Source organism: Microbispora bryophytorum, assembly GCF_006874465.1.
Taxonomy (GTDB): domain Bacteria; phylum Actinomycetota; class Actinomycetes; order Streptosporangiales; family Streptosporangiaceae; genus Microbispora; species Microbispora bryophytorum.
In genome coordinates, this window is the sequence record NZ_VIRL01000005.1 from 311906 (window position 1) to 336601 (window position 24696).

A 24696-nucleotide genomic window follows, 5' to 3' on the forward strand; every position below is an offset into this window, starting at 1 on the left:
TCAGGACCGGTGACCCCGCGGGGCCGCCGGTGAGACGAGCAGCAGGGCCGAGGGCGCCCACGGCACGGGCGCCCTCGGCCCCCGGCGACCCACACGAGGAGCGCGTTCCTTTGACGCATTCAGCGCATGCCGCCCCCGTCACCGAGGGCGGCGGTCCCGCACGGCTCGCCGGTCGAGATTATGCCGTGTCGCCGATCTTCGCGGTACGCGTCGCGGGCCTGCCCCTGGCAGGGCTCGACCGGCTGCGCTGCACCCGCACCTGGGCGGTCGTGGATGAGCTCGCGGACGTCTCGGCGTGGCTGCGGCGGGAGGGCGCCGACCTGTCCGGCCCGCTGCACGACGTGATCGGCGAAACAGGGGCGGGCTCTCGCAGGGCGGGGCTGGTCGCCCTGCGGCGCGCGGTGTTCACCGGGCGCCGGCCGTCCGGCCGAGCCATCTCCGCCGAGGTGATGGCCACTCTCCCCCAGGACCTGGCCGAGCGGATCAGGCAGTGGACCGTACGCAGGGACCACGCCGACACGCTGCGGGCCGCACTGCCCGCCCTGCTGGCGGAGGAGACTCGGGAGAAGACGGCCCTGCTGCGCGAGGCGGTGGCGGGCCCCGCCTTCCGGCGCGGACTCGCTCTGGGCAGCCCCGTGCTGGCCGCACGCCTCGAGGCGTGGCTCGCGGGTCCGGCGGACAGCCCGCCGGGCCGGCAGGAGCTGCTGCGGCTGGCCAGGTACGTCGCCAGGGCGACGGTCAAGACCAGCCCGTACGCCACGTTCACCTTCAGCGGCCTCGGCCGGTGGACGGCGGGCGGGCCCGCGGTGCGAAGCGGCGGCGAGCCGTCCTGGCAGGTCGTCGCGGAGCTCGACCGGGCGGTTCTGCGCCCGCTGTGGTCGGCGTTCACGCGGCACCGGGCCGTGCGCGAGCGGGCGCGGCTGCGGGTCAACCCGTCGGCGGCCGACGACGGGAGCCGGATCTGGTTCCTCGGTCCCGGCGCCGACGAGTCATTGACGAGCGTGGCCGCCGGCCCCGCTGTGCGCCGGGCCCTCGACTGGGTCCGAGCGCATCCCTTCCCCACCCTCACCGAGGCGCCAGGGATCGAGCCGCTGGTCGACGCGGGGCTGCTGGAGCTGGTCCCGCCGTACGACGAGCAGGCGGCCGATCCGGTGGGCCGGCTGGCGTCCTGGCTCGCTGAGGGCCCGGCGGCGGCGCCGCGCGCGGCGGCGGTCGTCCGGATCGCCGAAGCGCTGCGGGAGGCCGCCGGTCACTCCTCGCCCCGCATGCCGCACGAGGAGACCGCAGACCCCGCCGCCGTAGCGCGCGAGGCGCTGGAGGAGGTGCTGCCGGCCGGGCCGTCGCTGCCCGACAAGAACCTGCTCTGGCACAGCGCCGTCATCCCCGGCGTCGCGGGACGGCTGAACGCGACGGCGTGGCGGCACGTGTTCGACGACCTCGACGCCGTACGCCGCCTGCTGGGCCTGTTCGACCCCGACCTGCCCGTCAAGATCGCGGCCACCGCTTTCTTCCTCGACCTGCACGGCCCCGGAGCCCGGATCTCCGCCCTGGACCTCTACCGCCAGATTCACTCCGGAGCCCCGGGGGCGGGCGGCGCGCTGCTGCGCGGAATGCTGCGCAACCCTGTCGCGGCCCCCCGCGCGGTGCCCGGGGAGGAGCCCCCGCTGGGCCTGCGCGAGCTGTCCGAGCTGCGGCGGGGGTTCTGGGAGCTGATGGGGGCAGGACCCTCGGCGCGGGAGGCGACGGTCCAGGCCGCCGCTGCCCGCCTGGTCGATCTGGCCGCCTCGTGGCCGCGCTTCGTCCAGCCGCCCGGGTCAATCTGCTGTTACCTGCAGGCCGTACCCGACGGGCCGGACGGGGTGCGCGCCGTCGTCAACTCGGTCTCCGCCGGGTATGGCCGGGGGCTGTCGCGGCTGCACCGGCTGGTCGCGCTGGCCGGAGGGGAGGTCCCGCCCGCCGAGGAGCTGCGGGCCGACCAGGGTGACGTGCTGGTGGCGGAGTGCCGGGGACTCGTGGGCGGCGGGCTCAACGTGCGCCCCGCGACGGCCGACCTCGCCCTCGACTACCCCTTCGCGCCGGGGGACGCCGACCTGCCGCCCCTCGCGCCCGCGCACCTCGCGGTCGGTTACGACGCCGGGCGCGACCGGCTGGCGCTGCTCGACCGACAGGGCCGCACCGTCCGGCCGGTCCATCTGGGGATGACCGCCCAGCACTGGCTGCCGCCGTGGCTGCAGTTCCTCGTACGGGCCTTCGGCGAGCCGTCCACGGCCATGGTGCCGGGCTGGGTCTTCCGCACCCGCGGCGACGTGCCGGCGGAGGGCGAAGTGGAGCGGTGGCCGCGGATGGACGTCGGGCGGGTGACGCTCGCCCGTGCGGCCTGGCGGCTGCGGGCAGGCGACTTTCCCGTGCCCGACAAGGGCGAAAGCGAGGCCGCCTACCTGCCGCGGCTCGCCGGGTGGCTGGCGATGCACGGCGTTCCCCGCCGCTTCTTCGCCCGGGTGGTCGGCCTCGGGGACGGCCTCCTGGTCGGGCTGCTGAGCAAGGACCGCAAGCCGATGTACGTCGATGTCGCCGACATGCTGCTGCTGGCCGGGTTCGTGCGCTCGCTCCGCGATCCCGGATCACTCGTGGTGCTGGAGGAGGCCCTGCCCGACCCGGCCGACGCCCCCCTGTACGGCACCGGGAGACGGGTCACCGAGTACGTCGTCCAGCTGTCGGCGAGGCCGGTCGGATGACGGCGACACGGACGGATGCCGCCGAGCAGGCCGGAGGCCGCTGGGTCAGCGCCCACCTGTTCCACTTCGGCGACCTCGACGCCCTGGTCACCGGTGTCGTGGACCCGGCCGTCCGGGAGCTGACTTCGAACGGGACGGCGCGTGGCCACTTCTTCCTCCGCTACTGGGAGGGCGGCCAGCATGTGCGGCTGCGGCTGGAGGTTCCGGACCCGTCGCGGGTCTCCCGCGTTCACCGCCTCGTGCGCGAGCGGGCAGCGGCCCACTTCGCCGCGCACCCCTCTCCCCCGGTCGACCTGGAGGCGTACCGCGCGTTCGCGGCGGCCGTCGCCCGGGGCGAGCGGCGCGAGCGGTACGACGACCGGCTGCGCCCCGCCGACTCGGTGGAGTTCGTCGCCTACCGGCCCGAGCACACGGCCTACGGTGACGCGGCCTGCGTCGAGGCCGCCGAGCGGCACTTCACGGTGTCGAGCACGCTCGCGCTCGACGTGCTGAGAGCGGGAGCGCCGATGGAGCAGCGCGCCGCCATCGGGCTCGCCGCGCTCACCATCGCGCTGGCGGCCTGCGAGCCCGACCTGCTCACCGCCGTGCGCGCGTTCGCGGAGACCATCCGGGAGGCGGACCGGCGGCCCGAGATCCCCGGCGGGGAGAACGACTGGCTGCGCCGCGGCGACGCCCTGCTCGCCCAGACCCGCGCGCTGTGGGATCTGCCGAACCGCGGTGATCCGCATGGCTCCGACGGCGGCCTGCTCGGCACGTGGGCGTCGTCGGTGCGCGCCCTGCGCGACGACCTCGACGCGCTGCACGCCGCAGGCAGGTGCAGGCCGTCCGACTCGGGCTCGCCGCACGCCTTCCTCGCGACCGCCGTGCCGCCCGAGCGCCGCACGGTGCCGCTGATCCTGCTGCGATGCGCCCATCTGTTCCACAACCGGCTGGGGCTGCGCGCGGGAACCGAGCATCACTTGTCCTTCCTCGTCGCCCGCGCCCTCACCGACCTCGCCGGCCTGGCCGGCTCCAGGAGGTGGTCCCCCTGACCGGCACGCTCACGCAGGACGCCCCGATCTGGCACTGCGTCCACGTCTATTACCACGCCCCCGACAAGGACGGGCTGCTGCTCGACGCCGTACGCCCCCTGTTGGAAGGACTGCGCGGCCAGGTGGAGGCGGCGTACGTGCTGCGGCACTGGCGGCAGGGCCCCCACGTGCGGATCAACGTCAAGGCGACGTCCCGGCTGTGGGAGGAGGTCGTGCGCCCGCGCGTCGACCAGGTCGTCGGGGCTTACCTGCACGAGCATCCCTCCACGACCGTGCTCGACCCGGACGAGAGTCTGACGCGGCACCGCCTGCTCGCCGTGCGCGAGCAGGAGCACGGGCCACTCACCCCGTGGCCGCCCGACAACTCCATCCGGGACGCGCCGTACGACTCCCGGCGGCACGTCCTCGGCAGCGACGAGGCGGTCGACCTGCTCACCTCGTTCTACACCGACAGCACGCCGCTGCTGTTCGCCATGCTCGACCATGTGCGCGGGGGCGATGACAGCAAACTGGGCCTGGCGATGAGCCTCATGCTGACCGTCGCGCACACCTCGCACCCCATCACCCGCAGCTACCTGTCCTACCGGATGCACGCGGAGGGGTACATCACCTGGGCGGCCGACCCCGAGGCCACCCGGGCCGCCTTCGAGCGCGACTTCCGTGAGCGGCGCGAGGCGCTGACGTCGCGAGTGCGGGACGTGGTCGCCGCGCTCGATGACCCGTCCGCCCCGTCCGTCCCGTCCGCGCCGTTCGTGCGGGAGTGGGCGGCGCTACTGGAGCGGTACCGCGGCCGGGCGGGCGCCCTGATCGACGACGGCCGGCTGGTCCAGCCGACGACCAAGCCGGGCGAGGCGTTCGAGGCCAGGCTCGGCGACCTGCCGGTGCCTCGGCGCGAGCCGAACGAGCTCCAGCGCCTGATCTTCGACAGCCCGGCCTACCACGAGGCGGTCTTCGCCGACCCAGGCTTTCTGCGCTACCGGGTGCTGCTCAACTACACCTACCTGCACCTCACCCGGATGGGCCTGACCCCGCTCGACAGATTCCGGATGTGCCATCTACTGGCCGACGCGGTCGAGGACGTCTATGGCCTGTCGGCCCTCGACGCGCTCCGGCGGTTCGCCGCCGCGCAGGAGACTCGTCCCGGAGACTGACAACGAAGAAGTTGCAACTCCATACGCAGTCGAGCGCTTCAGGGCTCTGCCGGCTCCACAGCGCCCGCGCCAGCGAGATGCCCGGCCGGGCGCTCCCCGCGGGGGGCGGCGGCGGTGTGACCAGCGCGGCCCGGGCCAGCGCGACGGTCGCGATGGCGACCGTCACGCCATACACGAAGAACGGCAGCCGGGGAGAGACACCGAGCAGTCCCCGCCCAGCGCGTCCGCGAGCCGCTCGACCCGGGCGAACTGCTCGGCTCCGCCCAGACCGCGACCGCCGGACACGACGATGTCGGCCTCGGTGAGCTGCTGCCGGCCGGTGCTCTCCCCCGCCGTACGCGACACGACCCGGCTGCGGCGGTCCGCCTCCCCCGGCACGAGCGGGCCGGGATGACCGACGGCGTCAGGGGGGCCTCGCAAGGCACGACGGCGTTGGCCTTGACCGCGATGACCGGCACCCCGCGGGCCACCCTGGAAGTGACGGTGTAGCCCGCCGCGAAGGCCCACTGGGTGAGGCGGGCGACCGGTTCGCCCCGTCGTCCGTGGAAATCCTGATGATCGGGCATTCGGCCGCGTGCCACGATGCCCGGATGAGCATGGAGAAGATCGAGGCCAACGTGGCGTTCGCGATGGAGAGGCTCGGCCCGCTCAGCGACGTGCCCTTCGGCCTGAACGAGGAGTCCGTCGCCTGGGTCGAGGGCTTCATCGACCGCCAGCGCGAGCGTCCCGGGTTCGACCCCGACAACGTGGAGGGCCTGACCGGCGTGCTGGGCTCGTTCCTGGGCGCCTGCCTGATCGCGGCGGCCGGCGGCGCCTGGCACTACAGCGACGAGAACGGCTGGGGCGTGCGTTTCCCGAACGGCTGCCTGGCCTACCCTTTCGCGAAGGTGCGCAAGCAGTTCCGCAACGGTACGGAGGGCGGCGACTCGATCTCCAGCTTCTACCGGATCGCGATCGACGTGGTCGCCGGGGGCAAACTGGGGGGCTGAAGGCGCTCGCGCCTGTCCGCGAGCCCGCCTGTGACCACCTCAACCGGATGCGCGCCGCCTTCGGAGCGGGCGGGTTCGCCCGTCGCCGACGAGCCGACCGTCCGCGAGTCCGAGCGGCGCGTCGCCGCCGGCCTGCGCACGGACGAGTACGGCTTCGGCCGTGACCGCGAGCGGGTGCCTCTTGACCCCTCGGATGGTTGGCAGCCGTGCACCTCGGATGATTGTTAGCGTTAACAATCTGAAGTCGCCATCGTCCTCCTCCACTTCGACAGATCGACCGGTGGTGGTGGAGCGGAGCAAAGCCGAGAAGAGGGCACGGTGTCAAGTGGCGCGGTGCTTCCGGACGCGAACGCGGGAGGGTGCGGAGGCACCCCAACTGCCGCATCAGGGAACTGTCCGGCTTCGCCGGCGGCGGCGACCGGTTGAAACGTTCATCCGATGACTGCGCCACCGGAGCGCGCACCGGCCACGGCGGTTCCGGGATCACGAGGTGATTTACGCGGCTCCGCCTTTCGCGGCGGCCCCCTGCTCTTGACACATTTCGGCGAGGTTTCCACACTGAGCCCCGAGACGGTCTCCCGCTGTCCGGTGGTGGTGCGCGGGGCGGAGGCCCGCCGTTCGCGACGCCCTCGTGGTGTGCGCTCCCTTGTACGGGAGCACGGCGTCCATCGCTTGATGCCGCGCGTTTCCCCCTTTTTCTGGTCGCAGTCATGGAGGCTCAGGCATGAGCGCACCCGCCGTTCCGCCGCCGGAGACCCGGTGGCCCCCCGCGGACCCGTCCGCGTCCGGCCCCGGATCGCGGAGCCGGTCGCTCCGGCGTGCGATGGGCCGGGCGATTGGCCGGACAATGGGCCGGACGGTTGGCCGGACGATGGCGGCGGCGGTGGCCGTCCTCGGGCTGTTCTCGGCGGCCATCGTGACCCGGCCGGCCTCGGCCGCGGACAACCCCTTCCAGCGCGGGCCGAACCCGACCGTGGCGAGCGTCGCGGCCACCAGGGGGACCTTCGCGACCGCCCAGACCAGCGTGCCGGCCGGCAACGGCTTCGGCGGCGGAGTCGTCTACTATCCGACCGACACCAGCCAGGGGACGTTCGGCGGGGTCGCGATCGTGCCGGGCTACTCCGCCCTGTTCGCCGACGAAGAGGCCTGGATGGGCCCCTGGCTCGCCTCGTTCGGCTTCGTCGTGATCGGCATCGAGACCAACAGCCGCACCGACAGCGCGGACGCCCGCGGGACCGAGCTGCTCGCCGCGCTGGACTACCTCACCCAGCGCAGTCCGGTGCGCGACCGGGTCGACCCGAACCGGTTGTCGGTCGTCGGCCACTCGGCGGGCGGCGCGGGAGTCCTCAGCGCGCTGCTCCGGCGGCCCTCCCTCAAGGCCGGGGTCGGGCTCGCGCCCGGCTCCCCCGTGGGCAACTACGACCTGTACAGCGACCGGGTGCCGACGATGTTCATCTCCGGGCAGCGGGACACGACGGTCACGCAGTCGTATCTCAACGGGCTGTACAGCACGTTGCCTGCCACGACGCCGAGCGCGTGGGTGGAGATCACCGGGGTGGACCACCTGTTCGCGACGCGGGCCAACACGACCGAGATGCGGGTGCTGATCCCCTGGCTGAAGATCTGGGTGGACAACGACACCCGGTACACCCAGTTCCTGTGCCCGCTGGCGGACTCCACCGGCATCTCGATGTACCGCGACAAATGCCCGTACGTGCCGCCGGGCGGATCGTCGCCGTCGCCGAGCGCCTCCCCCTCGTCCACCCCGTCGCGCTCGCCGTCGCCCTCTCCCTCCCCGTCACCGTCCCCATCTCCGTCCCCATCTCCGTCCCCATCTCCGTCCCCGTCGCCGTCCGCCAGTCCGTCGCTCCCGCCGCCGGGCGCCTGCGTGGCCGAGTACCGCACGATGAACTCGTGGCCCGGCGGCTACCAGGCGATGGTCACGGTCACGGCGGGCGGCACGGCGGTCAACGGCTGGACCGTCAGGTGGACGCTCGGCGGCGGCCAGACGATCAGCCAGCTGTGGAACGGCACGCTGAGCACGAGCGGTTCCGCGGTGACGGTGAAGAACGCCTCCTACAACGGCTCGATCCCGGCGTCCGGCTCGGCCACCTTCGGGTTCCTCGCCACCGGTACGCCGTCGACCCCCTCGCTCACCTGCACCAGCCCGTAACCGATCCCGGCACGTTGTGCCGATCGATGTCCCAATGACTCCGGGCAGGGCCTCTCATGGCGGTGGGAGACCCTGCCGGAGAACACCCGTCCTCACCGCCACCTCGCTCAGGGCCCTGCTCAGGGCCTTCGGGTCGCAGGTCATCCCCCTGGCACCCGCTGCGTCTCGCCGGAGCGGAGCTCCCGGCCGAAACGATTCTGAGTGTCCGTACCCCCCGTGGACTTGGAGAACTGAATTGTCTGATTTCACCCGACGGCAAGTGCTGCGATTCGGCGCGGCCGGAGCCGGAGCCGCGCTGGCGCCGTTCCAGTGGACGGCGGTCGCCCGGGCCGCGGCGGCGACCCCTTCCGAGGTGAGCGCCGCGAACGACCTGGCCCTCTGGTACGACGAGAGCGCCGGCACCGACTGGCTGCGCGCGCTGCCGATCGGCAACGGCCGGCTGGGCGCGATGGTGTTCGGCAACGTCGACACCGAGCGGCTGCAGCTCAACGAGGACACCGTCTGGGCCGGTGGCCCGTACGACCAGAGCAACACGAGGGGCGCGGGAGCTCTCGGCCAGATCCGGCAGCTGGTCTTCCAGAACCAGTGGAGCCAGGCCCAGAGCCTCATCGACCAGAACATGCTGGGCAACCCCTCGGCCCAGCTGGCGTACCAGACCGTCGGCAACCTGCGGCTCACCTTCGGCAGCAGCAGCGGAGTCTCGGAGTACAGCCGTGTCCTGGACCTGACCACGGCCACCACGACCACGTCGTACCTGCAGAACGGCGTGCGGTACAAGCGTGAGGTGCTCGCGAGCGCGCCGGATCAGGTGATCGCCATCCGCCTCACCGCCGACAGGGGCGGCTCGATCACGTTCTCCGCGACGTTCGACAGCCCCCAGCGGACCACGCGCTCCAGCCCGGACGGCACGACGGTGGCGCTCGACGGCGTCTCCGGCGACCAGCGGGGCCTGTCCGGCAAGGTGAGGTTCCTGGCGCTGGCCAAGGCCGTCGCCGACGGCGGCAGCGTCAGCAGCTCCGGCGGCACCCTGCAGGTGCGGAACGCCAACAGCGTTACCGTGCTGATCTCTATCGGCTCCAGCTACGTGAACTACAAGGACACCAGCGGTGACTACCAGGGCATCGCGCGGGGGTACCTCAACGCCGCCAACGGCAGGACCTACGACGACCTGCGCTCCAGGCACGTCGCCGACTACCAGCGGCTGTTCGGGCGCACCACGCTCGACCTCGGCCGCACCTCGGCGGCCGACCAGCCGACCGACGTGCGGATCGCGCAGCACGCGAACACCAACGACCCGCAGTTCTCGGTGCTGCTGTTCCAGTTCGGCCGCTACCTGCTGATCTCCTCCTCGCGGCCGGGGAGCCAGCCGGCCAACCTGCAGGGCATCTGGAACGACTCCCTCAGCCCGTCATGGGATTCCAAGTACACCCTCAACGCGAACCTCCCGATGAACTACTGGCCGGCCGACACGACGAACCTGTCGGAGTGCTACGAGCCGGTGTTCCGGATGATCAACGACCTCACGGTCACCGGCGCCCGCACCGCCCGGGTGCAGTACAACGCCGGCGGCTGGGTGACCCACCACAACACCGACGCGTGGCGGGGCAGCTCGGTCGTCGACGGCGCGCTCTGGGGCATGTGGCAGACCGGCGGCGCCTGGCTGTCCACCATGATCTGGGACCACTACCTGTTCACCGGCGACGTCGAGTTCCTCCGGCAGAACTACCCGGCGATGAAGGGCGCGGCGCAGTTCTTCCTGGAGACCCTGGTGCAGGAGCCGAGCCTGGGCTACCTGGTCACGAACCCGTCGAACTCCCCCGAGCTTCCCCACCACTCGGGTGTCAGCGTGTGCGCCGGCCCGACGATGGACAACCAGATCCTGCGCGACCTGTTCAACGGCTGCGCCAAGGCCAGCGAGGTCCTCGGCACCGACGCGAGCTTCCGGAGCCAGGTCCTGGCCGCCCGGGACCGGCTTCCTCCGATGAAGGTCGGCTCGCGCGGCAACATCCAGGAGTGGCTGTACGACTGGGTGGAGACCGAGCAGAACCACCGCCACATCTCCCACCTGTACGGCCTGCACCCCAGCAACCAGATCACCAAGCGGGGCACCCCCACCCTCTACAACGCCGCGCGGCGGACCCTCGAACTACGCGGCGACGACGGCACCGGCTGGTCCCTCGCCTGGAAGATCAACTACTGGGCGCGGATGGAGGAGGGCAACAAGGCGCGCAGCCTCATCGGCCTGCTGGTGAGGACCGACCGGCTCGCGCCGAACATGTTCGACCTGCACCCGCCGTTCCAGATCGACGGCAACTTCGGCGCGACGTCCGGCATCGCCGAGATGCTGCTGCAGAGCCACACCGGCGAGCTGAACGTGCTGCCCGCGCTGCCGTCGGCCTGGCCGAGCGGGAAGGTGCAGGGCCTGCGAGGGCGCGGCGGCTACACCGTGGACGCGACGTGGAGCTCCAATGGGAACACCGAGATCCTCGTCAAGTTCGACCGCACCGGCACGGTCAACGTGCGCAACCGGATCTTCAGCGGCACCTACCAGGTGGTCGACGCCGAGACCGGCGGCGCCGTCACCGTCACCAAACCCGAGGCCGACGTCATCGCGCTGCCCGGCCAGGCCGGCCGCACCTATCGCCTGACCGGGTCCGGCGGCGGCAGCACCCCCACCGGCTACGTGCGGATCGCCAACGCCACCACCGGCCTGGCGCTGGACAGCGGCGGCAACGTGGCGTCGGGGTCGAACCTGAAGCAGTGGAACTGGGACGGCAGCACGAACCTGCAGTGGCAGCTGGTCGACCTGGGCGGCGGCTGGTACCGGATCGTCAACCGCACCAACGGCATGGTCGCCGACAGCTGGGGCAACACCGCCAACGGCGCCAACGCCCGGCAGTCGGCCTGGAACGGCGGCAACAACCAGCAGTGGCGCCTGAACGACCTCGGCAACGGCCGCTACCAGATCGTCAACCGCGGCACCGGCACGTCCCTCGACGGCATGGGCTACACCACCGCCGGCTCCGCCGTCGGCATGTGGACACCCAACGGCAACACCAACAACCAGTGGACGATCACCACCGTCTGACCTGGCCGATCCGGGCATGACAGGAGGGTTCCGGGCCGCGGCGTCCGCCGTGGGCACACGGCGGACGCCGCGGCTCGCGGAGCCGGAGGACGCGCACGACGCGCCGGGCGGAGGGAGCACCCGCCCGGCGCGGCCGGACGTGGTGCGAGCCGAGCAGCCTCGGTGCCGTCACCGAGGCTGATCGGGCAGATGCCGGGCAGATGAGGGTGTCGGCACGATCGGCCGAATCACCTCACACCGATACGCTCGCGCCTTCCGGCACGCGCGTGGGGGGGATCACGCCTGCTTCATGCCGATCTGCTTGAGCACGGGCTGCGGACCTGTCGCAGCGATCAGTGACCTCCTTCCCGGCCGAGGAAGCACGACAGGAGTCGCCTGAAGTCGTGCGGGTGCTCAAGCGGCGGCACGTGCCCGCATCGGCCGAAGACGTGCAGACGGACATCGGCCAGGTGTTCGAGCAGGGGCAGGGCCGACGTCCCGAGCGGGGTGACTCGGTCCTCGGCGCCGTGGACGAGCAGCACGGGCGCGCGGACCCCTGCCAGCGTCTGCGCCGAGAGGGTGAGGTCCTCGGCCCAACGTGCCCTGGGCGGAGGGAACAACGTCGCGTATGCGTCCGCCCCCGCTCGCATCGCGGCCGCACGGGCGGCGACGGCCGACTCGGTCACGAGCGCTTGGTCGAGGACGAGGCGACTCAACATGTCTCGTGCCCCGAGCGGGCCGGCGGGGGCGGCCCAGACCGCGTCGAGATCGGCGGACAGGGGCGCCCCGGGGGCACCCATCGTCGAGACCGCCACGACACGGGTGACCTGCTGGGGACGCGCGGCCGCCAGCGCCAGCGCCACGGCGCCGCCCATGGAGTGGCCCACCACGGCGTAGTGCTCGAAACCGAGAGCGTCCATCAGGCCCGCGGCCTGCTCCGTCCACAGCCGGAGCCCACCCCTCGAGCCCGACGGTATCGGTGTACTGCCGAACCCCGCCTGGTCAGGAGCCACCAGGTGCCAGGACGTGCCCAGCGCCTGTGCCGTCGTCGCCCAGGCTCCGGATCCGGTCGTACCGGGTCCGGAGCCGTGCAGCATGAGCACTGCGGGCCCGGTGCCGCTCTCCAGGACGTGGACGGGAGAGCCGTCGACTGTGACGGTCCGAAGTGCCGTCACCGGGACAGGTCAGGTGTGCTCATGCCGATGCGGAGCCGATGGACTTCGAGAAGACCTCCATCATCGCCCTGCCGAACTGCGGCATGTCGGGCCAGCCCCGGCAGGAGACGAGGTTGCCGTCCACCACGTCGGGAGCGTCGATGACCGTCGCGCCCGCGTTCTCCATGTCACCGGTGATGGGGGGGAAGCACGCCGTCTTTCGACCCTTCAGCAGCCCGTACACAGCCGGCACCTGCGCGCCGTGGCACACCAGCGCGATCGGGAGGTTGCGCGCGAAGAAGTGCTCGGTGATGCGCCTGACGTCGGCGTTGACCCGGATCCACTCGGGGGCACGGCCCCCGGGGATGATGAGGGCGTCATAGCGCTCGACGTCGACCTCGGCCCAGGGCACGTCGACCGGCAGCTTTCGACCGTTCTTCTCCACGTAGGCGTCGGAGTTGGGGTCGAACTCGTGGATGACCAGCTGAACGTCACGCATCGTCAGTGACGAGACGTCAACGTCCCAGCCGCCCTCCTGCACGCGATAGTACGGATACATGGTGTCGAGCTCCTCGGCGGCATCGCCGGTAAGGAGCAGTGCTCTAGGCACCTACTTCTCCTCGCATCTCGGGCGGGTGAGGTGGATCCAATCCGATCCGATCCGATTGCGTTAGCATTCCCTGGCTCGGCCCGCTCGTCAAGCCTTTACGCGATTCCGTCCGCGTCCTTGACTTCGTCGAACAATCGCCGGAACCGCTCGCCGGACAGCAGGATGTGCCGGCGCATGGCGTAGGCGGCGGCGTCGGGGTCACGTGCGGCGACCGCGGCCAGAACCTCTTCGTGCTCGGCCATGGCCAAGTGGGTGACCTGGGTGTCGTGGAGAAGCCGGAACAGGTGCACGTGCGTGTGCAGGCGAGCGAGCGTTTCGCGGATGACCTGGTTCTCCGCGCTCAGGGCGACGAGATCGTGAAAAGCGGCGTCGCGTAGCCCGAAGGCGCCATAGGCCATGAGCCCGTTGCCCCCCTCCAGCTCCGCCATCTCCTCCAGCATCCGTCGCAGACCGGCCACCTGCTTCAACGATGCGCGTTCTGCGGATCTGCGCGCCGCTGCCGGCTCGAGGAGCAGGCGGACCTCAAGCATGTCCTCGAATCGCTGACGGGTGATCTGGGGGGGAATGCGATAGCCGGCATGGGGCACCCGCACGACCAGGCCCTCGGCCTCCATGCGGTTCAGAGCGTCTCGGATCGGCGTCTGCGAGACCCCCAGCTCTCGCGCCAGGACGTCGATCGTGACGCGGGAGCCAGGCTCGATCCGTAGCGACATCAGCTGTCCGAGCAGCGTGTCGTACACCTCGTCGGCAAGCCGGCCGCGAGATCTTCGCGGCGGCGTTCCGCCCGTCATGACCCCACGGCGCCGCGCGATCATCGTTTCGTCGTCCATCGTGACGTGAGGTCCTTTCTGGTGTTTTCAGAAACCTGTTGACGTCCGTCGCAACGCTGCGGGATGTTGACGCCCCCACCCGGATCGTATAGGAAAGGTGGCGGATGCCAGCCATCCTGCACCCATCGCGGAACCTTCCGCCATCGCTCCTCTTCGATCAGTTGGAGCTCCTATGAGCACGCTCGACGTCCTACTCGGTTCGCCACCGGGCCGCACAAGGGCCGAAGGACCTCTCGACTGCTTGAAGCGCCATTACGTCGCGGCGTACTCGTGACGCCGGTCTGCGGGTCAGCCCCTGCGACAGCCGGCAACACGCCTGAACACCCCCCCAGCAACTGCTCGGCGAAGCACGCAGCAAGGGTCCAGAGGTCACCACCCAGAAAGCAGGCAAGAAGATGCGGTATTTAAGGCGAAGCGGACGACTGTCCGTTCCCCGTAGAACGGCGCAACTGGCGACGGCGGCCATGTTGGTGGCCACGACCATGGCGGCCTGCGGCGGCCAGGACGACGGCGCGAGTGCGAGCGCCCCCAAGGCGCCGGCGACCATCCCGGAGCTCACCAAGGACCCGCTGACCCTCAGCTTCATCTGGTTCGACTGGCCCCCCGCCCACGCCCTGGAAACCTTCGCGAACGCGGAGTACACCAAGGAGCGGCCGAATGTGACCATCAAGGTCAACACCGTGCCGAACGCGAACTGGCACGACGCGATGTTCACCCAGTTCGCAGCGCACAAGACCGACTTCGACATTCCGGTCCTGGACTCGCAGCACATCGGCGAGGCCGTGACGAACGGCAACATCCTCGACATCACCGACTTCGTCAAGAAGAACATCGACGTCAACGCCTACAACCCGTACCTCCTGGCGGCCTACGGCCAGTTCCCCCAGGCGGAGACCGGGAAGCGCGACGAAAACGCCAGCCTGTACGGACTGCCGCTGCTCGGTGACACCTGGACGATGATCTACCGCAAGGATCTGATCGGCGACAAGGCACCGCAGACCTGGGACGAGATGATCTCAGCCGCCGAGAAGTGCCAGGCCGACAACCCCGGCATCAGCGGGCTGGCCTTCCACCAGGCCAACGGCTCCGACGCCGCGGCCGTGACCTACAACACGGTCAACGGCCTCTACGGCGGCAACCTCTGGGACTCCAAGGCGCGCAAGATCGATGGCGTCATCAACGACGCGGCGGGCCAGGAGGCGATGGACGTCCTGGTCAACAAGATGAAGCCGCTGACCGCCAAGGGCTCCGGCAACTGGTTCATCGACGAGGTGAACGCGGCGGTCGCCCAGGGCAAGGCATGCATCGCGTTCAACTGGATCGCCGCGAGCGGCGGCCTGCTCGACCCGAAGCAGTCGACGCTCGGCTCCACGCGGGAGGAAATCCTCAGCAAGCTGGGATTCGCCACCCTGCCGAGCCAGAAGACGAACCTGGTGCCTCTCGGCGGCATGGGGATGCACGTGTCGGCCTACTCCTCCAAGGAGAAGCAGGCGGAGGCTCTGAACTTCATGAAGTGGTTCGAGCAGGCTGACATCCAGAAGAAGTGGGCCGCGGCCGGCGGCGTGCCGGCGCGTACGGACGCCCTGGAGTCGCCCGAGTTCCTCAATGCCGGACCGTTCAACAAGGTGTACGCCGACTCGGTTCCGCGGATGCGGGACATGTGGAACGTCCCCGAGTACGCGCGCCTCATCGACATTGAGAACACCAACGTCAACGCGGCTCTCAACGGCGCGAAGCAGCCGAAGGACGCGCTCGACGACATCGCCAAGGAGCAGCAGAGCGTGCTCGACTCCAGCGGCCGCAAGGGCGGCGGCGGACTGTGAGTGACCCCGCCCCTCTGACGACCGACCGCCCCGGGCAGGTGGCGTCCGCGACGCCGCCTGCTCCGGGCCGGTCCCGCCACTTGAGCGACCGCTGGCTCGCGGTGGTCTTCATCTCCCCCGCGTTGCTGCTGTTGCTGGCGATGTCGGTCTTCCCGTTGCTATGGGCGTTGTACCTGTCTTTCACCGACTACTCGGCCACCCGCGGGGGGCCCGCCAATTTCGTCTGGTTCGGCAACTACACCGCCATCCTGGCTTCGGCGCAGGTCCACCTGAGGGCCTTGACGACGCTGATCTACGTGGTCGGCGCGGTCGCCCTGCAGACCGTGCTCGGTTTCTCCATCGCCTACCTGATCTCACGGCGTACGCACGGGCGAGGACTGCTGACCACTCTGTTCCTGGTTCCGATGATGCTGTCGCCGGTCGTGGTCGGACTGTTCTGGCGATTCATGCTCGACGCGCAGTTCGGCGTGATCAACAGCATGCTCGGCTCGCTCGGCCTGGGGCAGGTGGAGTGGCTCACCCGGCAGCAGACGGCGTTGTTCTCCCTGATCGTGGTCGACACGTGGCAGTGGACGCCGTTCATCATGCTCATCGCACTCGCCGGCCTTACCGCGGTCCCCAAGTACTTGTACGAGGCCGCCTCGATCGACCGGGCGTCCGAGTGGTTCCGGTTCCGCACCATCACTCTTCCGCTGGTGTGGCCGCTGCTCCTCATCGCCGTGTTGTTCAGGGCCATCGAGGCCTTCCGGCTGTTCGACCTCGTCTACATCCTCACCAGCGGAGGTCCGGGGGTCTCCACGGAGACGCTGTCGTTCCACGTCTACAAGGTCGCGTTCCTGGGCTTCAACACCGGAACCGCCTCGGCGTACGGGATCCTCATGGTCCTCATCGTCATGGTCCTCACGCAGCTCTACCTGCGCTACCTCAACAAGCTCAAGGAGGACTGATGGCCGTCTCCGTCGACGAGGCCGTGGCCACAGGTCCTGCGCCGGATCGCACGCGCTCCGCGCGCCGCCGTGGCGGCCTGGGCCGCACCGTGCTGGAGGTCGCGCTGCTGGCCGTGCTGGCCGTCGTGATGCTCTTTCCGGTGCTGTGGATGATCGAGACGTCCATCAAGGAGAACCGGGATGTCTACGCCATCCCGGCCAAGTTCTTCGACTTCAAGGTCACCTTGGACCATTTCAAGGACGTGTTCGTCGCCTCCGGCGGCGGTCGCTCGGCCTTGTCCGTCTCGTTCCTCAACTCCGTCCTGGTCGCCGGGGTCTCCACGGTGCTCGCCACCGTGCTGGGAGTCCCGGCGGCCTGGGCCTACTCACGCTTCTCCGTGAAGGCCAAGAAGGACCAGCTGTTCTTCATCCTGTCCACCCGTTTCATGCCGCCTGTGGTGGTCGTGATCCCGATCTTCCTCATGTACCGCCAAGTCGGGCTCATCGACAGCAAGCTCGGCCTGATCCTCATCTACGCCGCGTTCAACGTCCCGTTCACGATCTGGATGATGAAGGGGTTCGTCGACGAGGTGCCCGCGGAGTACGAGGATGCCGCCATGCTCGACGGCTACACCCGCTTGCAGGCGTTCTGGCGATTTACCCTTCCCCTGCTCCTGCCCGGGATCGCCGCGACGGCGGTCTTCGCACTAATCTTCTCGTGGAACGAGTTCGTGTTCGCCATCTTCCTCACCTCCAGCGACGGCGTGCGGACGGCCCCACCCGCCATCGCCGGCCTCATCGGCGGAACCACTGTGGACTGGGGTCTCGTGGCCGCCGCCTCCCTGGTGTTCGCCCTACCGGTGCTCATCTTCGCCTACCTGGTGCGCAAGCACCTCGTCGCCGGTGTGACGCTCGGGGCGGTGCGACGCTGATGGCGGGCATCGAGGTGACCGCCCTGCACAAGCGCTACCCGGACGGCACGGTCGCGGTCGAGCACGTGGACCTGTCCATCGGCGACGGCGAGCTGTTCGTGATGCTCGGCCCTTCGGGTTGCGGCAAGACGACCACGCTGCGGGCCATAGCCGGCCTGGAGAGGCAGACGACGGGCGACATCCGCATCGGCGAAACGCTGGTCAACGACCTGCCGCCCGCCGAGCGCGACATCGCCATGGTGTTCCAGTTCTACGCTCTCTACCCGCATCTGAGAACCCGCGACAACCTGGCGTTCCCGCTGCGGGCCGAGGGACTGCCCAAGTCGGAGGTGCACGAGCGGGTCGACGAGGCCGCCCGGCTGATGCGGCTTGGTCCGCTCCTGGACCGGCGACCGCACCGGCTGTCCGGCGGGGAGCAGCAGCGCGTCGCGCTTGCCCGCGCCCTGGTGCGACGACCGCGCGCGTTCCTCATGGACGAACCCCTCACCAACCTGGACGCGGAGCTGAGGGCGGACATGCGCACGGAGATCAAGCACCTCCAGGGGCAACTGGGGACGACGATGGTCTACGTCACCCACGACCAGGTCGAGGCGATGTCGCTCGGCCACAGAATCGCCATCCTCAACAAGGGCCGCGTCGAGCAGATCGGCACGCCGCTGGAGGTCTACGACCGTCCGGCGAGTCTTTTCTGCGCCGCGTTCATCGGCTCCCCGCCGATGAACCTGATCGAGGTCGAGGTGGCCGACGGGAAGCTGCGCAGTCAGGGCGGACTGGTCCTCACGCCACCGCCAGGGCTGCCGCGCGACCGTCGCCTGGTCGCAGGCGTCCGGCCGGAGGCGCTGGAAGTCACAGAACAAGGGGCGGAACATTCGGTCCCGGCACGCGTGGTCTCGGCGGAGTGGCTGGGCGACGAAATCATCTACGTGGTCGACCACGGCGGCCAGCGCGACGTGCGGGTCCGGATGCCGCCGACTGTCCGTTTCGCCGCTGACGCACCGGTCGGGCTGCGGCACACCGGCGGGCCCCCGCCGGTCTACGACGTGAGCACGGAAGAGCTGGTGGCCTGATGGGAACCGTGGCAGTGCAGGGGCTGCGCAAGTCCTTCGGCAAAGTCCAGGCCCTGGACGGGGTGACGCTGGACGTGCCGGACGGTTCGTTCTTCGTCGTGCTCGGGCCCTCCGGGGCAGGCAAGACGACGACCCTGCGAGCGATCGCCGGCCTTGAGAAGCTTGACGCCGGGTCGGTGCATCTGGACGGGAGGGACGCGACCGCCGACCCCCCGGCCGCACGCGACCTGGCCATGGTCTTCCAGAGCTACGCCCTCTACCCGCGACTCACGGCGTACGAGAACATCGCTTCGCCGCTGCGGGCACGGCGCTGTTCTTCGAGCGAGATCGCCGCCGCCGTCGAGCAGATGTCGAGCCTGCTGCACATCGAACGTCTGCTGCAGCGTCGTCCCGCGCAGATGTCGGGCGGCGAGATGCAGCGTGTCGCCCTGGCCCGGGCGCTGGTCCGTCGCCCGCGCGCGTTTCTCATGGACGAGCCGCTGACGAACCTCGACCTCAAGCTCCGCGTCGAGATGCGCACCGAGCTCACCCGCATCCACCGGAGCCTCGGGGGAACCTTCGTCTACGTGACCAACGACCAGGTCGAGGCCCTGTCCATGGCCGACCAGGTCGCGGTCCTCAAGGAGGGGACGGTGCAACAGGTCGGAACGCCGACCGAGGTGTACGAGCGTCCCGCCAACCAGTGGGTCGCGGGCTTCGTGGGGAGCCCGGCAATCAGCCTCCTCCCCTGCCACGCCGAGGGAGATCGTCTGGTCGGGGCGGAAGGCTGGACGCTGCCGCGGCCCCGCTGGACCACGGCTGAAGACGGCCGGCCGCTGCTGCTGGGCCTGCGCGCAGAGGACCTGTCCGTCGAGCAGCGCGGGGACGCGTCGTTGCCGGGTGAGCTCTACGGCCTTGAGCCGCTCGGTGACCGGACGGTGGTCGACGTCCGAGTGGGGACGGAGATCCTCAAGGTCAAGGCACGACCCACCATCACCGGTACGCCGGGCGAGCGGCTGCATGTCACGGTCGACCTGGACCGTGTGCACCTGTTCGATGCGAGCACCGGGCTGGCGCTGGCCGAGGCCGGGAGGTAGCCGCGCGGGGCGGCGACGTCGACATGCGCCCGCATGTGGCCATCGAGCCTCGGCGGACCGTCACCGGTGAGCACGGCCTGACGACGCTGAAGCAGCCATGGCCCGGCAAGGCGATCGGTGGCGCGGGGCGCCGCCCTGCGGCCAGGGCCGAGGCGACGTTCGACCCGCTCGGCGACCTCGGCACCGACGAGGTCGTGTGACCCGTTCGTCAACGCGCGTGGCGCGATCGCCGAGGTCACGCTGGACATCACCAAGAACATCACAGGAGGCGACGTAATGAGTGACCCGATGAACGTCCTGGCCCCTGAGCACCGGCGGCTCCGGATCGGCGACGCCTGGCGCGACGCCGCCGGCGGAGCCACCTTCGCCGTCGAGGACCCGGCCACCGGCAAGACCATCGCCGAGGTGGCGGACGCCGGCGTCGTCGACGGGCTCGCCGCTCTGGACGCGGCGGACAAGGCAATGGCGGAGTGGGCGGCGACCCCGCCGCGAAAGCGGTCAGAGCTGTTGAGGGCGACGTACCGGGCACTGACCGAGCGATCCGAGGAGGTCGCCCGGCTGATAACGCTCGAGATGGGCAAGCCGCTCGCCGAGGCTCGGGGAGAGGTGGCCTACGGCGCCGAGTTCTTCCGTTGGTTCGCCGAGGAGGCGGTGCGCATCGAGGGGCGTTACAACACCGCTCCCGCCGGTGGATATCGCATCCTCACCGTGCCGAAGCCGGTCGGACCGTGCGTCTTCGTGACGCCCTGGAACTTTCCGTTGGCCATGGGCGCCCGCAAGATCGCTCCCGCGCTGGCGGCGGGTTGCACGACGATCACCAAGCCGGCAGCCCAGACACCACTCACCATGCTGTTGCTGGCCCGCATCATGGAGGAGGTCGGCGTTCCCCCGGGCGTCGTCAACGTCGTGACGACCAAGCGTTCCGGCGAGGTGGTCTCAGCGCTGCTGGCCGACCGCCGGACCCGCAAGCTTTCGTTCACCGGGTCGACCGAGGTCGGGCGCGTGCTGCTCCGGCAGGCGGCGGACAACGTGCTGCGCACCTCCATGGAACTGGGCGGCAACGCGGCCTTGATCGTGTGTGCCGACGCGGACCTGGACGTCGCGATCGACGGCGCCATGGTGGCCAAGATGCGCAACATCGGGGAGTCCTGCATCGCGGCCAACCGAATCTACGTCGAGGAGCCGGTGCGCGAGGAGTTCACGGCGCGCTTCGCCGAGCGGATGGGCGCGCTCTCGGTGGGCCATGGTCTCGATGACGGCGTGGACGTCGGGGCGTTGATCGACGAGGCCTCGGTCGACAAGATCGACGAGCTCGTCACCGACGCGGTCGATCGCGGCGCCCGTGTCCTGGTGGGCGGCGAGCGTCCGGATGGGCCGGGCCACTTCTACCCGCCTACGGTCCTCGTCGACGTGCCCGAAGACGCGCCGATCCTGGAGGAGGAGATCTTCGGCCCGGTGGCGCCGATCATCTCGTTCACGTCCGACGACGAGGTACTGGCGAAGGCCAACGACACCGAGCACGGCCTGGTCGGATACGTCTTCACCCGTGACCTCCAGCGGGCGCTCCGGTTCGCCGAGGGGCTGGAGACGGGGATGGTCGGCATCAACCGGGGTCTGATCTCGGACCCGTCGGCTCCGTTCGGAGGCGTGAAGCAGTCCGGGATCGGCAAGGAGGGGTCGCACGAGGGCATCCTTGAGTACCTCGACGTCACCTACGCGGCGATCGACCTACCGTGACCGGTCTGCTGCTCCGGGTGCCCGCCGAGGGTCACCGCGCCCTGTGCACGCATGACCTGACCGGCCTCCACCCGTGGGGCGGGCCCCGGGCCATGGCCGGCACGAATCCGCCGGCACCCGGGGACGCCGCCGACGCCGTCCCGGTCTCGCAGGTGACCCGGACGTCCGCCCCGCAAATCACCGCCGACGTTCCAGAGAGGCACTGACATGCTTGAGACCGTCCGCGGACCACGCCAGCTGATAGTGGGCGAAGGGGTCGCGCAGAACATCCCACGAGTGGTGGCCGAGTGCGGCTCGCGAGTCCTCATCGTGACCGACCGGGTTCTTCTCGGACAGCCGAGCGTGGCCGGGATCGTGGCCGCCGTGCGGGAGAAGGTCGCAGTCGTCGGGGTGTTCGCCGACGCGACTCCGGACGTGCCACTCTCCGATGTCGACCTGGCCGTCGCGGTCGCCGCAGAGGTGGACGCCGACGTGATCCTCGCCATCGGGGGCGGCACGGTGATCGACCTCGCCAAAATCGTCGGCGTCATCCGGCGCCACGGTGGGACGCCGCGCGACTTCTACGGCGAGTCGAAGGTGCCGGGGCCGACGATTCCTCTCGTCGCGGTCCCGACGACGTCAGGCACCGGCTCCGAGCTCACGCCCGTCTCGGTGTTGACCGACCCGGACCGCGAGCTGAAGGTGGGGGTCTCCAGCGTCCACATCGTGCCCGACTTCGCCATCGTCGACCCCGAGCTCACCTACTCCTGCCCTGCGACCGTCACTGCCCACTCCGGGATCGACGCGTTCTGTCACGCGGTGGAGAGCTACACCGCGCGGCCCCGGCCTCACGGACCGCGCGACCCGGTGGAGCAGGTCTTCCTCGGCCGCAACTCGATCACCGATCACTACGCGCTCCTGGCCGCGGAGCGGATCGCCCGCAGCCTGCCCCATGTCGTCAGGGACGGAGGTGACAAGGAGGCGCGCGCGGACATGTCCTATGGGTCCATGCTCGCCGGGCTCGCGTTCTCCCACGCGGGCACCGCGGCTCCGCACGCCCTCCAGTACCCCATCGGCGCAGCCACCCACACGCCGCACGGCCTGGGCGTCGGCATGCTGCTGCCCTACGCGCTGGACGCGGCCAAGGATGCCATCGCCGACCGGTTGGCCATCCTCGCCGGGGTGTGCGGGCTCGACGTGACCGACGCCTCGGATGCCGAGGCCGCAGATATGTTCCTCACCTGGCTCGACCGGCTCCTTGCCGACATCGGCATCCCTGCCACCTTGGCGGACATCGGCGTGGCACGCGCCGACCTCCCGCGCTTCGCGGAGATGGCCAGTGGCGTCACCCGCCTGGTCCAGAACCATCCAGGCCCGACCGACATCGCCAGCCTGAACGCGATCCTCGAAGCGGCCTGGACCGGGGACCGGACCCGACGCGTCCTGACCCCGGAGCAGAGATAGCGACGGGCCTTTCACATGACGACGAGTTCCCTGCCCGACCCTGACCCCACCGGCCCACCTCGCTCCACGCGGTGACATAACGTCATCATTCCGCCGCGGATGGATCAGCGCGAGTGAACACCGAGTCGTGATCGCATCCGCTCCCTGCCCCGATCCGGCCGGCAGCGCCGCCGCCAGCGCGTTCTGCCGGCCGGATGCGGAGGTAGTCGGCCTCGGCTAGAGCACCGGCGGCCTGGACGGGCTTGCCGACAGGCCCTGGTGTCCTAGCTCAGACACCAGCCGAAAAGTAGGTCTCGGTAGCCGGACGAGCCCCGTTTCCCCGTCCCGGCGCGAGGCGACTTGAACGACTTTCAGACGGCTTGCGGCGGTTGGTCAAGCGAAAATCAATGATCGTGCAGGCGGCCCCTTCTTTACTGAGTCCACGAAGCCCCGGGTGCCAAGGAACGGACCGGGAAAGCACTCGCCTCAGGAGAAGAAGATGAAGCGCACCCTGCTCGCTCTCGCCGTCACCGGCCTGGCCGTCGCCGTTCCCGCCACCTCGGCCTCCGCTGCCGCGGCGTCCGTTGCCACGATGTCGGCCGCCGCCCCGGATACCTGCGTTCAGGGCTATGTCTGGCGCGGGGCCCGCCCCACCGACCACGTCTGCGTCACCCCCGCGGTCCGGGACCAAACCGCGCGAGACAACCAGATGAAGGCCTCCCGCTGGGTCTCCGGCGCGTATGGCCCGCACACCTGCGCCCGGGGATACGTCTGGCGTGAGGCGTTCTCCGGCGACGACGTCTGCGTCACCCCCACCGTCCGCCAGCAGGTGCGTGCCGACAACGCCGCCGCGGCCGGCCGGGTGGCCAAAGGCGCCTCAAACGGCTCGGCCGGCGCGTCTACGGCCTCCAAGTCGTTCACCTGGAAAGGCTCGACAGCGGGCCACTGCAACATGTACATCGGCGCGAAGTGGACGCTTTATCCGAACGGCACGGCGCAGTTCGACGGCACGGTCGACAGCTTTTCAGGTGACGACGCCTGGCTGATGTGGGCGCACCTCAAGGACGCGAATGGCGCTATCCTCGCCGACATACGGGTGGCCGGCAGCAACAGCACCAAGTTCGTCAAGAACCTGCCCGTTGCCTGGCAGGAGTACCGGTGGCTGGCCAAAGGTCAGTTCGACCCGAGCCTGTACCCGCTGATCAAGAGCATGTCGCTGTCGAAGCACTGTTGAGCCCGCGGCAGCACCAGCTTGATGGTCATGAAACACCCCCCGATGCACAACAGGACGAACGGCTGGTTCAGGCTGTCGTCCGGCGGCAGTCGCCGTGTCAGCAAAAGGCCGTAGACGCCTGCACGTCGTCGAGCGCCTGTCGCGCGACCTTGCCGAAGTCGTCCCCGGCCGTCGTCTGGCTCCAGCGTTCGTAGGCGATCGTGGAGGCGAGTGCGCCGAGCTCCGCGGCCACCCGAGCGGTCAGGCCGGGAACGCCGCGCCGTTCGAGCGCGTCGATCATTGACGCGATGAGGGCGAGGTTCTTCAGCGCTTCGCGTTCCTGCAGTTCGGGGTTGGCGGCGATCACCGCCTGTCTGCGGGTGATGAATTCGCGGCGTTCGGGCGTGAAGACCTCTCTGCCGGCCGCGTCCAGCGCATGAGCGACCGCCTCAAGCGGGGCGGCGGTCGCCGGGGCTGCGGCTATCGCCTCGACGAGCAGTTCGTTCATCGAGCCGCCGCCGAAGAGCACCTCCCTCTTGTCCTGGAAGTGCCGGAAGAAGGTGGTCTTCGCCAGCCCCGCGCGCTGCGCGATGTCGATCACGGTCGTGTTCTCGTAGCCCCGCTCGGCGAACAGGTCGAGGGCGGCGTGCGCGAGCCGTTCTGCTGCGTTCGGTTCCCAGCGTGCCATGAACACAGTGTACGGGACTTGGTTCCATCACATGCTACGGTGATGGAACCAAGTCCCGTCACTCGTTCTGCG

General features: G+C 70.1%; 20 protein-coding genes. 15 read left to right on the forward strand and 5 right to left on the reverse strand.

Annotated elements, in window-relative coordinates; genetic code table 11:
* The first annotated feature begins 110 nt into the window (after positions 1–110).
* The 3 genes from FLX07_RS13450 to FLX07_RS13460 are packed head-to-tail and all read left to right on the forward strand — an operon-like array spanning position 111 to position 4917.
* Positions 111–2735, forward strand: a complete 2625-nt coding sequence (locus FLX07_RS13450; protein ID WP_142571079.1) for a lantibiotic dehydratase — start codon at positions 111–113, stop codon at positions 2733–2735.
* Positions 2732–3766, forward strand: coding sequence for a lantibiotic dehydratase C-terminal domain-containing protein (locus tag FLX07_RS13455; RefSeq protein WP_142571080.1), 1035 nt, complete (start codon positions 2732–2734; stop codon positions 3764–3766). Before FLX07_RS13450 ends, FLX07_RS13455 begins: the two co-directional genes overlap by 4 nt.
* Entirely contained in the window at positions 3754–4917 is a 1164-nt protein-coding gene (locus tag FLX07_RS13460; protein WP_167748232.1) for a thiopeptide maturation pyridine synthase, read from the forward strand. The genes FLX07_RS13455 and FLX07_RS13460 overlap by 13 nt, the downstream gene beginning before the upstream one ends.
* 162 nt (positions 4918–5079) lie before the next feature.
* Here the strand turns inward: FLX07_RS13460 and FLX07_RS13465 are convergent, their stop codons facing one another.
* Positions 5080–5337 carry an FAD-binding protein gene (locus FLX07_RS13465; RefSeq protein ID WP_223853369.1) on the reverse strand — a complete coding sequence of 86 codons (258 nt, stop codon included), beginning with the start codon at positions 5335–5337 and terminating at the stop codon, positions 5080–5082.
* Between the two features lie 170 nt (positions 5338–5507).
* Between FLX07_RS13465 and FLX07_RS13470 the strand changes: the two genes are divergently transcribed.
* From FLX07_RS13470 to FLX07_RS13480, 3 genes are all read left to right on the forward strand, one after another.
* Positions 5508–5906: a hypothetical protein gene (locus FLX07_RS13470; RefSeq protein WP_142571082.1), complete on the forward strand. Its 399-nt coding sequence runs from the start codon at positions 5508–5510 to the stop codon at positions 5904–5906.
* Between the two features lie 847 nt (positions 5907–6753).
* Positions 6754–8079, forward strand: a complete 1326-nt coding sequence (locus FLX07_RS13475; RefSeq protein ID WP_142571083.1) for a poly(ethylene terephthalate) hydrolase family protein — start codon at positions 6754–6756, stop codon at positions 8077–8079.
* Positions 8080–8338: 259 nt separating this feature from the next.
* Entirely contained in the window at positions 8339–11167 is a 2829-nt protein-coding gene (locus tag FLX07_RS13480) for a glycosyl hydrolase family 95 catalytic domain-containing protein (protein WP_208762194.1), read from the forward strand.
* Positions 11168–11499: 332 nt separating this feature from the next.
* Here the strand turns inward: FLX07_RS13480 and FLX07_RS13485 are convergent, their stop codons facing one another.
* The 3 genes from FLX07_RS13485 to FLX07_RS13495 all read right to left on the reverse strand — a co-directional run bounded on the left by FLX07_RS13485 (position 11500) and on the right by FLX07_RS13495 (position 13740).
* Positions 11500–12321, reverse strand: a complete 822-nt coding sequence (locus FLX07_RS13485) for an alpha/beta fold hydrolase (RefSeq protein WP_142571085.1) — start codon at positions 12319–12321, stop codon at positions 11500–11502.
* Positions 12322–12340: 19 nt separating this feature from the next.
* Entirely contained in the window at positions 12341–12910 is a 570-nt protein-coding gene (locus FLX07_RS13490) for a DJ-1/PfpI family protein (protein ID WP_142571086.1), read from the reverse strand.
* A 95-nt stretch (positions 12911–13005) separates the two neighbouring features.
* Positions 13006–13740, reverse strand: coding sequence for a GntR family transcriptional regulator (locus FLX07_RS13495; protein ID WP_142571087.1), 735 nt, complete (start codon positions 13738–13740; stop codon positions 13006–13008).
* A gap of 470 nt (positions 13741–14210) precedes the next feature.
* Here FLX07_RS13495 and FLX07_RS13500 point away from each other — a divergent pair, with 470 nt between their 5' ends.
* From FLX07_RS13500 to FLX07_RS13535, 9 genes are all read left to right on the forward strand, one after another.
* Positions 14211–15563, forward strand: a complete 1353-nt coding sequence (locus FLX07_RS13500; RefSeq protein WP_208762195.1) for an extracellular solute-binding protein — start codon at positions 14211–14213, stop codon at positions 15561–15563.
* Between the two features lie 80 nt (positions 15564–15643).
* The gene (locus tag FLX07_RS13505; protein WP_208762196.1) at positions 15644–16510 is read left to right on the forward strand and encodes a carbohydrate ABC transporter permease; all 867 of its coding nucleotides are present in this window, start codon (positions 15644–15646) and stop codon (positions 16508–16510) included.
* Positions 16510–17421, forward strand: a complete 912-nt coding sequence (locus FLX07_RS13510) for a carbohydrate ABC transporter permease (protein WP_142571090.1) — start codon at positions 16510–16512, stop codon at positions 17419–17421. The genes FLX07_RS13505 and FLX07_RS13510 overlap by 1 nt, the downstream gene beginning before the upstream one ends.
* Complete coding sequence (locus FLX07_RS13515; RefSeq protein WP_142571091.1) at positions 17421–18488, forward strand: ABC transporter ATP-binding protein; 1068 nt, start codon at positions 17421–17423, stop codon at positions 18486–18488. The genes FLX07_RS13510 and FLX07_RS13515 overlap by 1 nt, the downstream gene beginning before the upstream one ends.
* A complete protein-coding gene (locus tag FLX07_RS13520) occupies positions 18488–19564 on the forward strand; it encodes an ABC transporter ATP-binding protein (RefSeq protein WP_142571092.1) in 1077 nt (358 codons plus the stop codon). Before FLX07_RS13515 ends, FLX07_RS13520 begins: the two co-directional genes overlap by 1 nt.
* A 35-nt stretch (positions 19565–19599) precedes the next feature.
* Positions 19600–19764, forward strand: a complete 165-nt coding sequence (locus FLX07_RS36440; RefSeq protein WP_167748234.1) for a hypothetical protein — start codon at positions 19600–19602, stop codon at positions 19762–19764.
* A 76-nt stretch (positions 19765–19840) separates the two neighbouring features.
* A complete protein-coding gene (locus FLX07_RS13525; protein WP_142571093.1) occupies positions 19841–21301 on the forward strand; it encodes an NAD-dependent succinate-semialdehyde dehydrogenase in 1461 nt (486 codons plus the stop codon).
* A gap of 207 nt (positions 21302–21508) precedes the next feature.
* Complete coding sequence (locus tag FLX07_RS13530; RefSeq protein WP_142571094.1) at positions 21509–22744, forward strand: iron-containing alcohol dehydrogenase; 1236 nt, start codon at positions 21509–21511, stop codon at positions 22742–22744.
* A gap of 478 nt (positions 22745–23222) precedes the next feature.
* Positions 23223–23957, forward strand: coding sequence for a DUF6294 family protein (locus FLX07_RS13535; RefSeq protein WP_142571095.1), 735 nt, complete (start codon positions 23223–23225; stop codon positions 23955–23957).
* A 97-nt stretch (positions 23958–24054) separates the two neighbouring features.
* On the opposite strand, the gene FLX07_RS13540 is transcribed toward FLX07_RS13535, so the two are convergent.
* Positions 24055–24624 carry a TetR/AcrR family transcriptional regulator gene (locus FLX07_RS13540; RefSeq protein WP_142571096.1) on the reverse strand — a complete coding sequence of 190 codons (570 nt, stop codon included), beginning with the start codon at positions 24622–24624 and terminating at the stop codon, positions 24055–24057.
* Positions 24625–24696 lie beyond the last annotated feature (72 nt).

What these genes read in the sequence shown, in the direction of transcription:
- FLX07_RS13470 (WP_142571082.1), top strand. Translation starts at nt 5,508, where the DNA reads ATGAGCATGGAGAAGATCGAGGCCAACGTGGCGTTCGCGATGGAGAGG.
- FLX07_RS13510 (WP_142571090.1), top strand. Translation starts at nt 16,510, where the DNA reads ATGGCCGTCTCCGTCGACGAGGCCGTGGCCACAGGTCCTGCGCCGGAT.
- FLX07_RS13520 (WP_142571092.1), top strand. Translation starts at nt 18,488, where the DNA reads ATGGGAACCGTGGCAGTGCAGGGGCTGCGCAAGTCCTTCGGCAAAGTC.
- FLX07_RS13530 (WP_142571094.1), top strand. Translation starts at nt 21,509, where the DNA reads ATGCTTGAGACCGTCCGCGGACCACGCCAGCTGATAGTGGGCGAAGGG.
- FLX07_RS13495 (WP_142571087.1), bottom strand. Translation starts at nt 13,740, where the DNA reads ATGGACGACGAAACGATGATCGCGCGGCGCCGTGGGGTCATGACGGGC.
- FLX07_RS13540 (WP_142571096.1), bottom strand. Translation starts at nt 24,624, where the DNA reads ATGGCACGCTGGGAACCGAACGCAGCAGAACGGCTCGCGCACGCCGCC.
- FLX07_RS13475 (WP_142571083.1), top strand. Translation starts at nt 6,754, where the DNA reads ATGGGCCGGACGGTTGGCCGGACGATGGCGGCGGCGGTGGCCGTCCTC.
- FLX07_RS13455 (WP_142571080.1), top strand. Translation starts at nt 2,732, where the DNA reads ATGACGGCGACACGGACGGATGCCGCCGAGCAGGCCGGAGGCCGCTGG.
- FLX07_RS13515 (WP_142571091.1), top strand. Translation starts at nt 17,421, where the DNA reads ATGGCGGGCATCGAGGTGACCGCCCTGCACAAGCGCTACCCGGACGGC.
- FLX07_RS13525 (WP_142571093.1), top strand. Translation starts at nt 19,841, where the DNA reads ATGAGTGACCCGATGAACGTCCTGGCCCCTGAGCACCGGCGGCTCCGG.
- FLX07_RS13535 (WP_142571095.1), top strand. Translation starts at nt 23,223, where the DNA reads ATGAAGCGCACCCTGCTCGCTCTCGCCGTCACCGGCCTGGCCGTCGCC.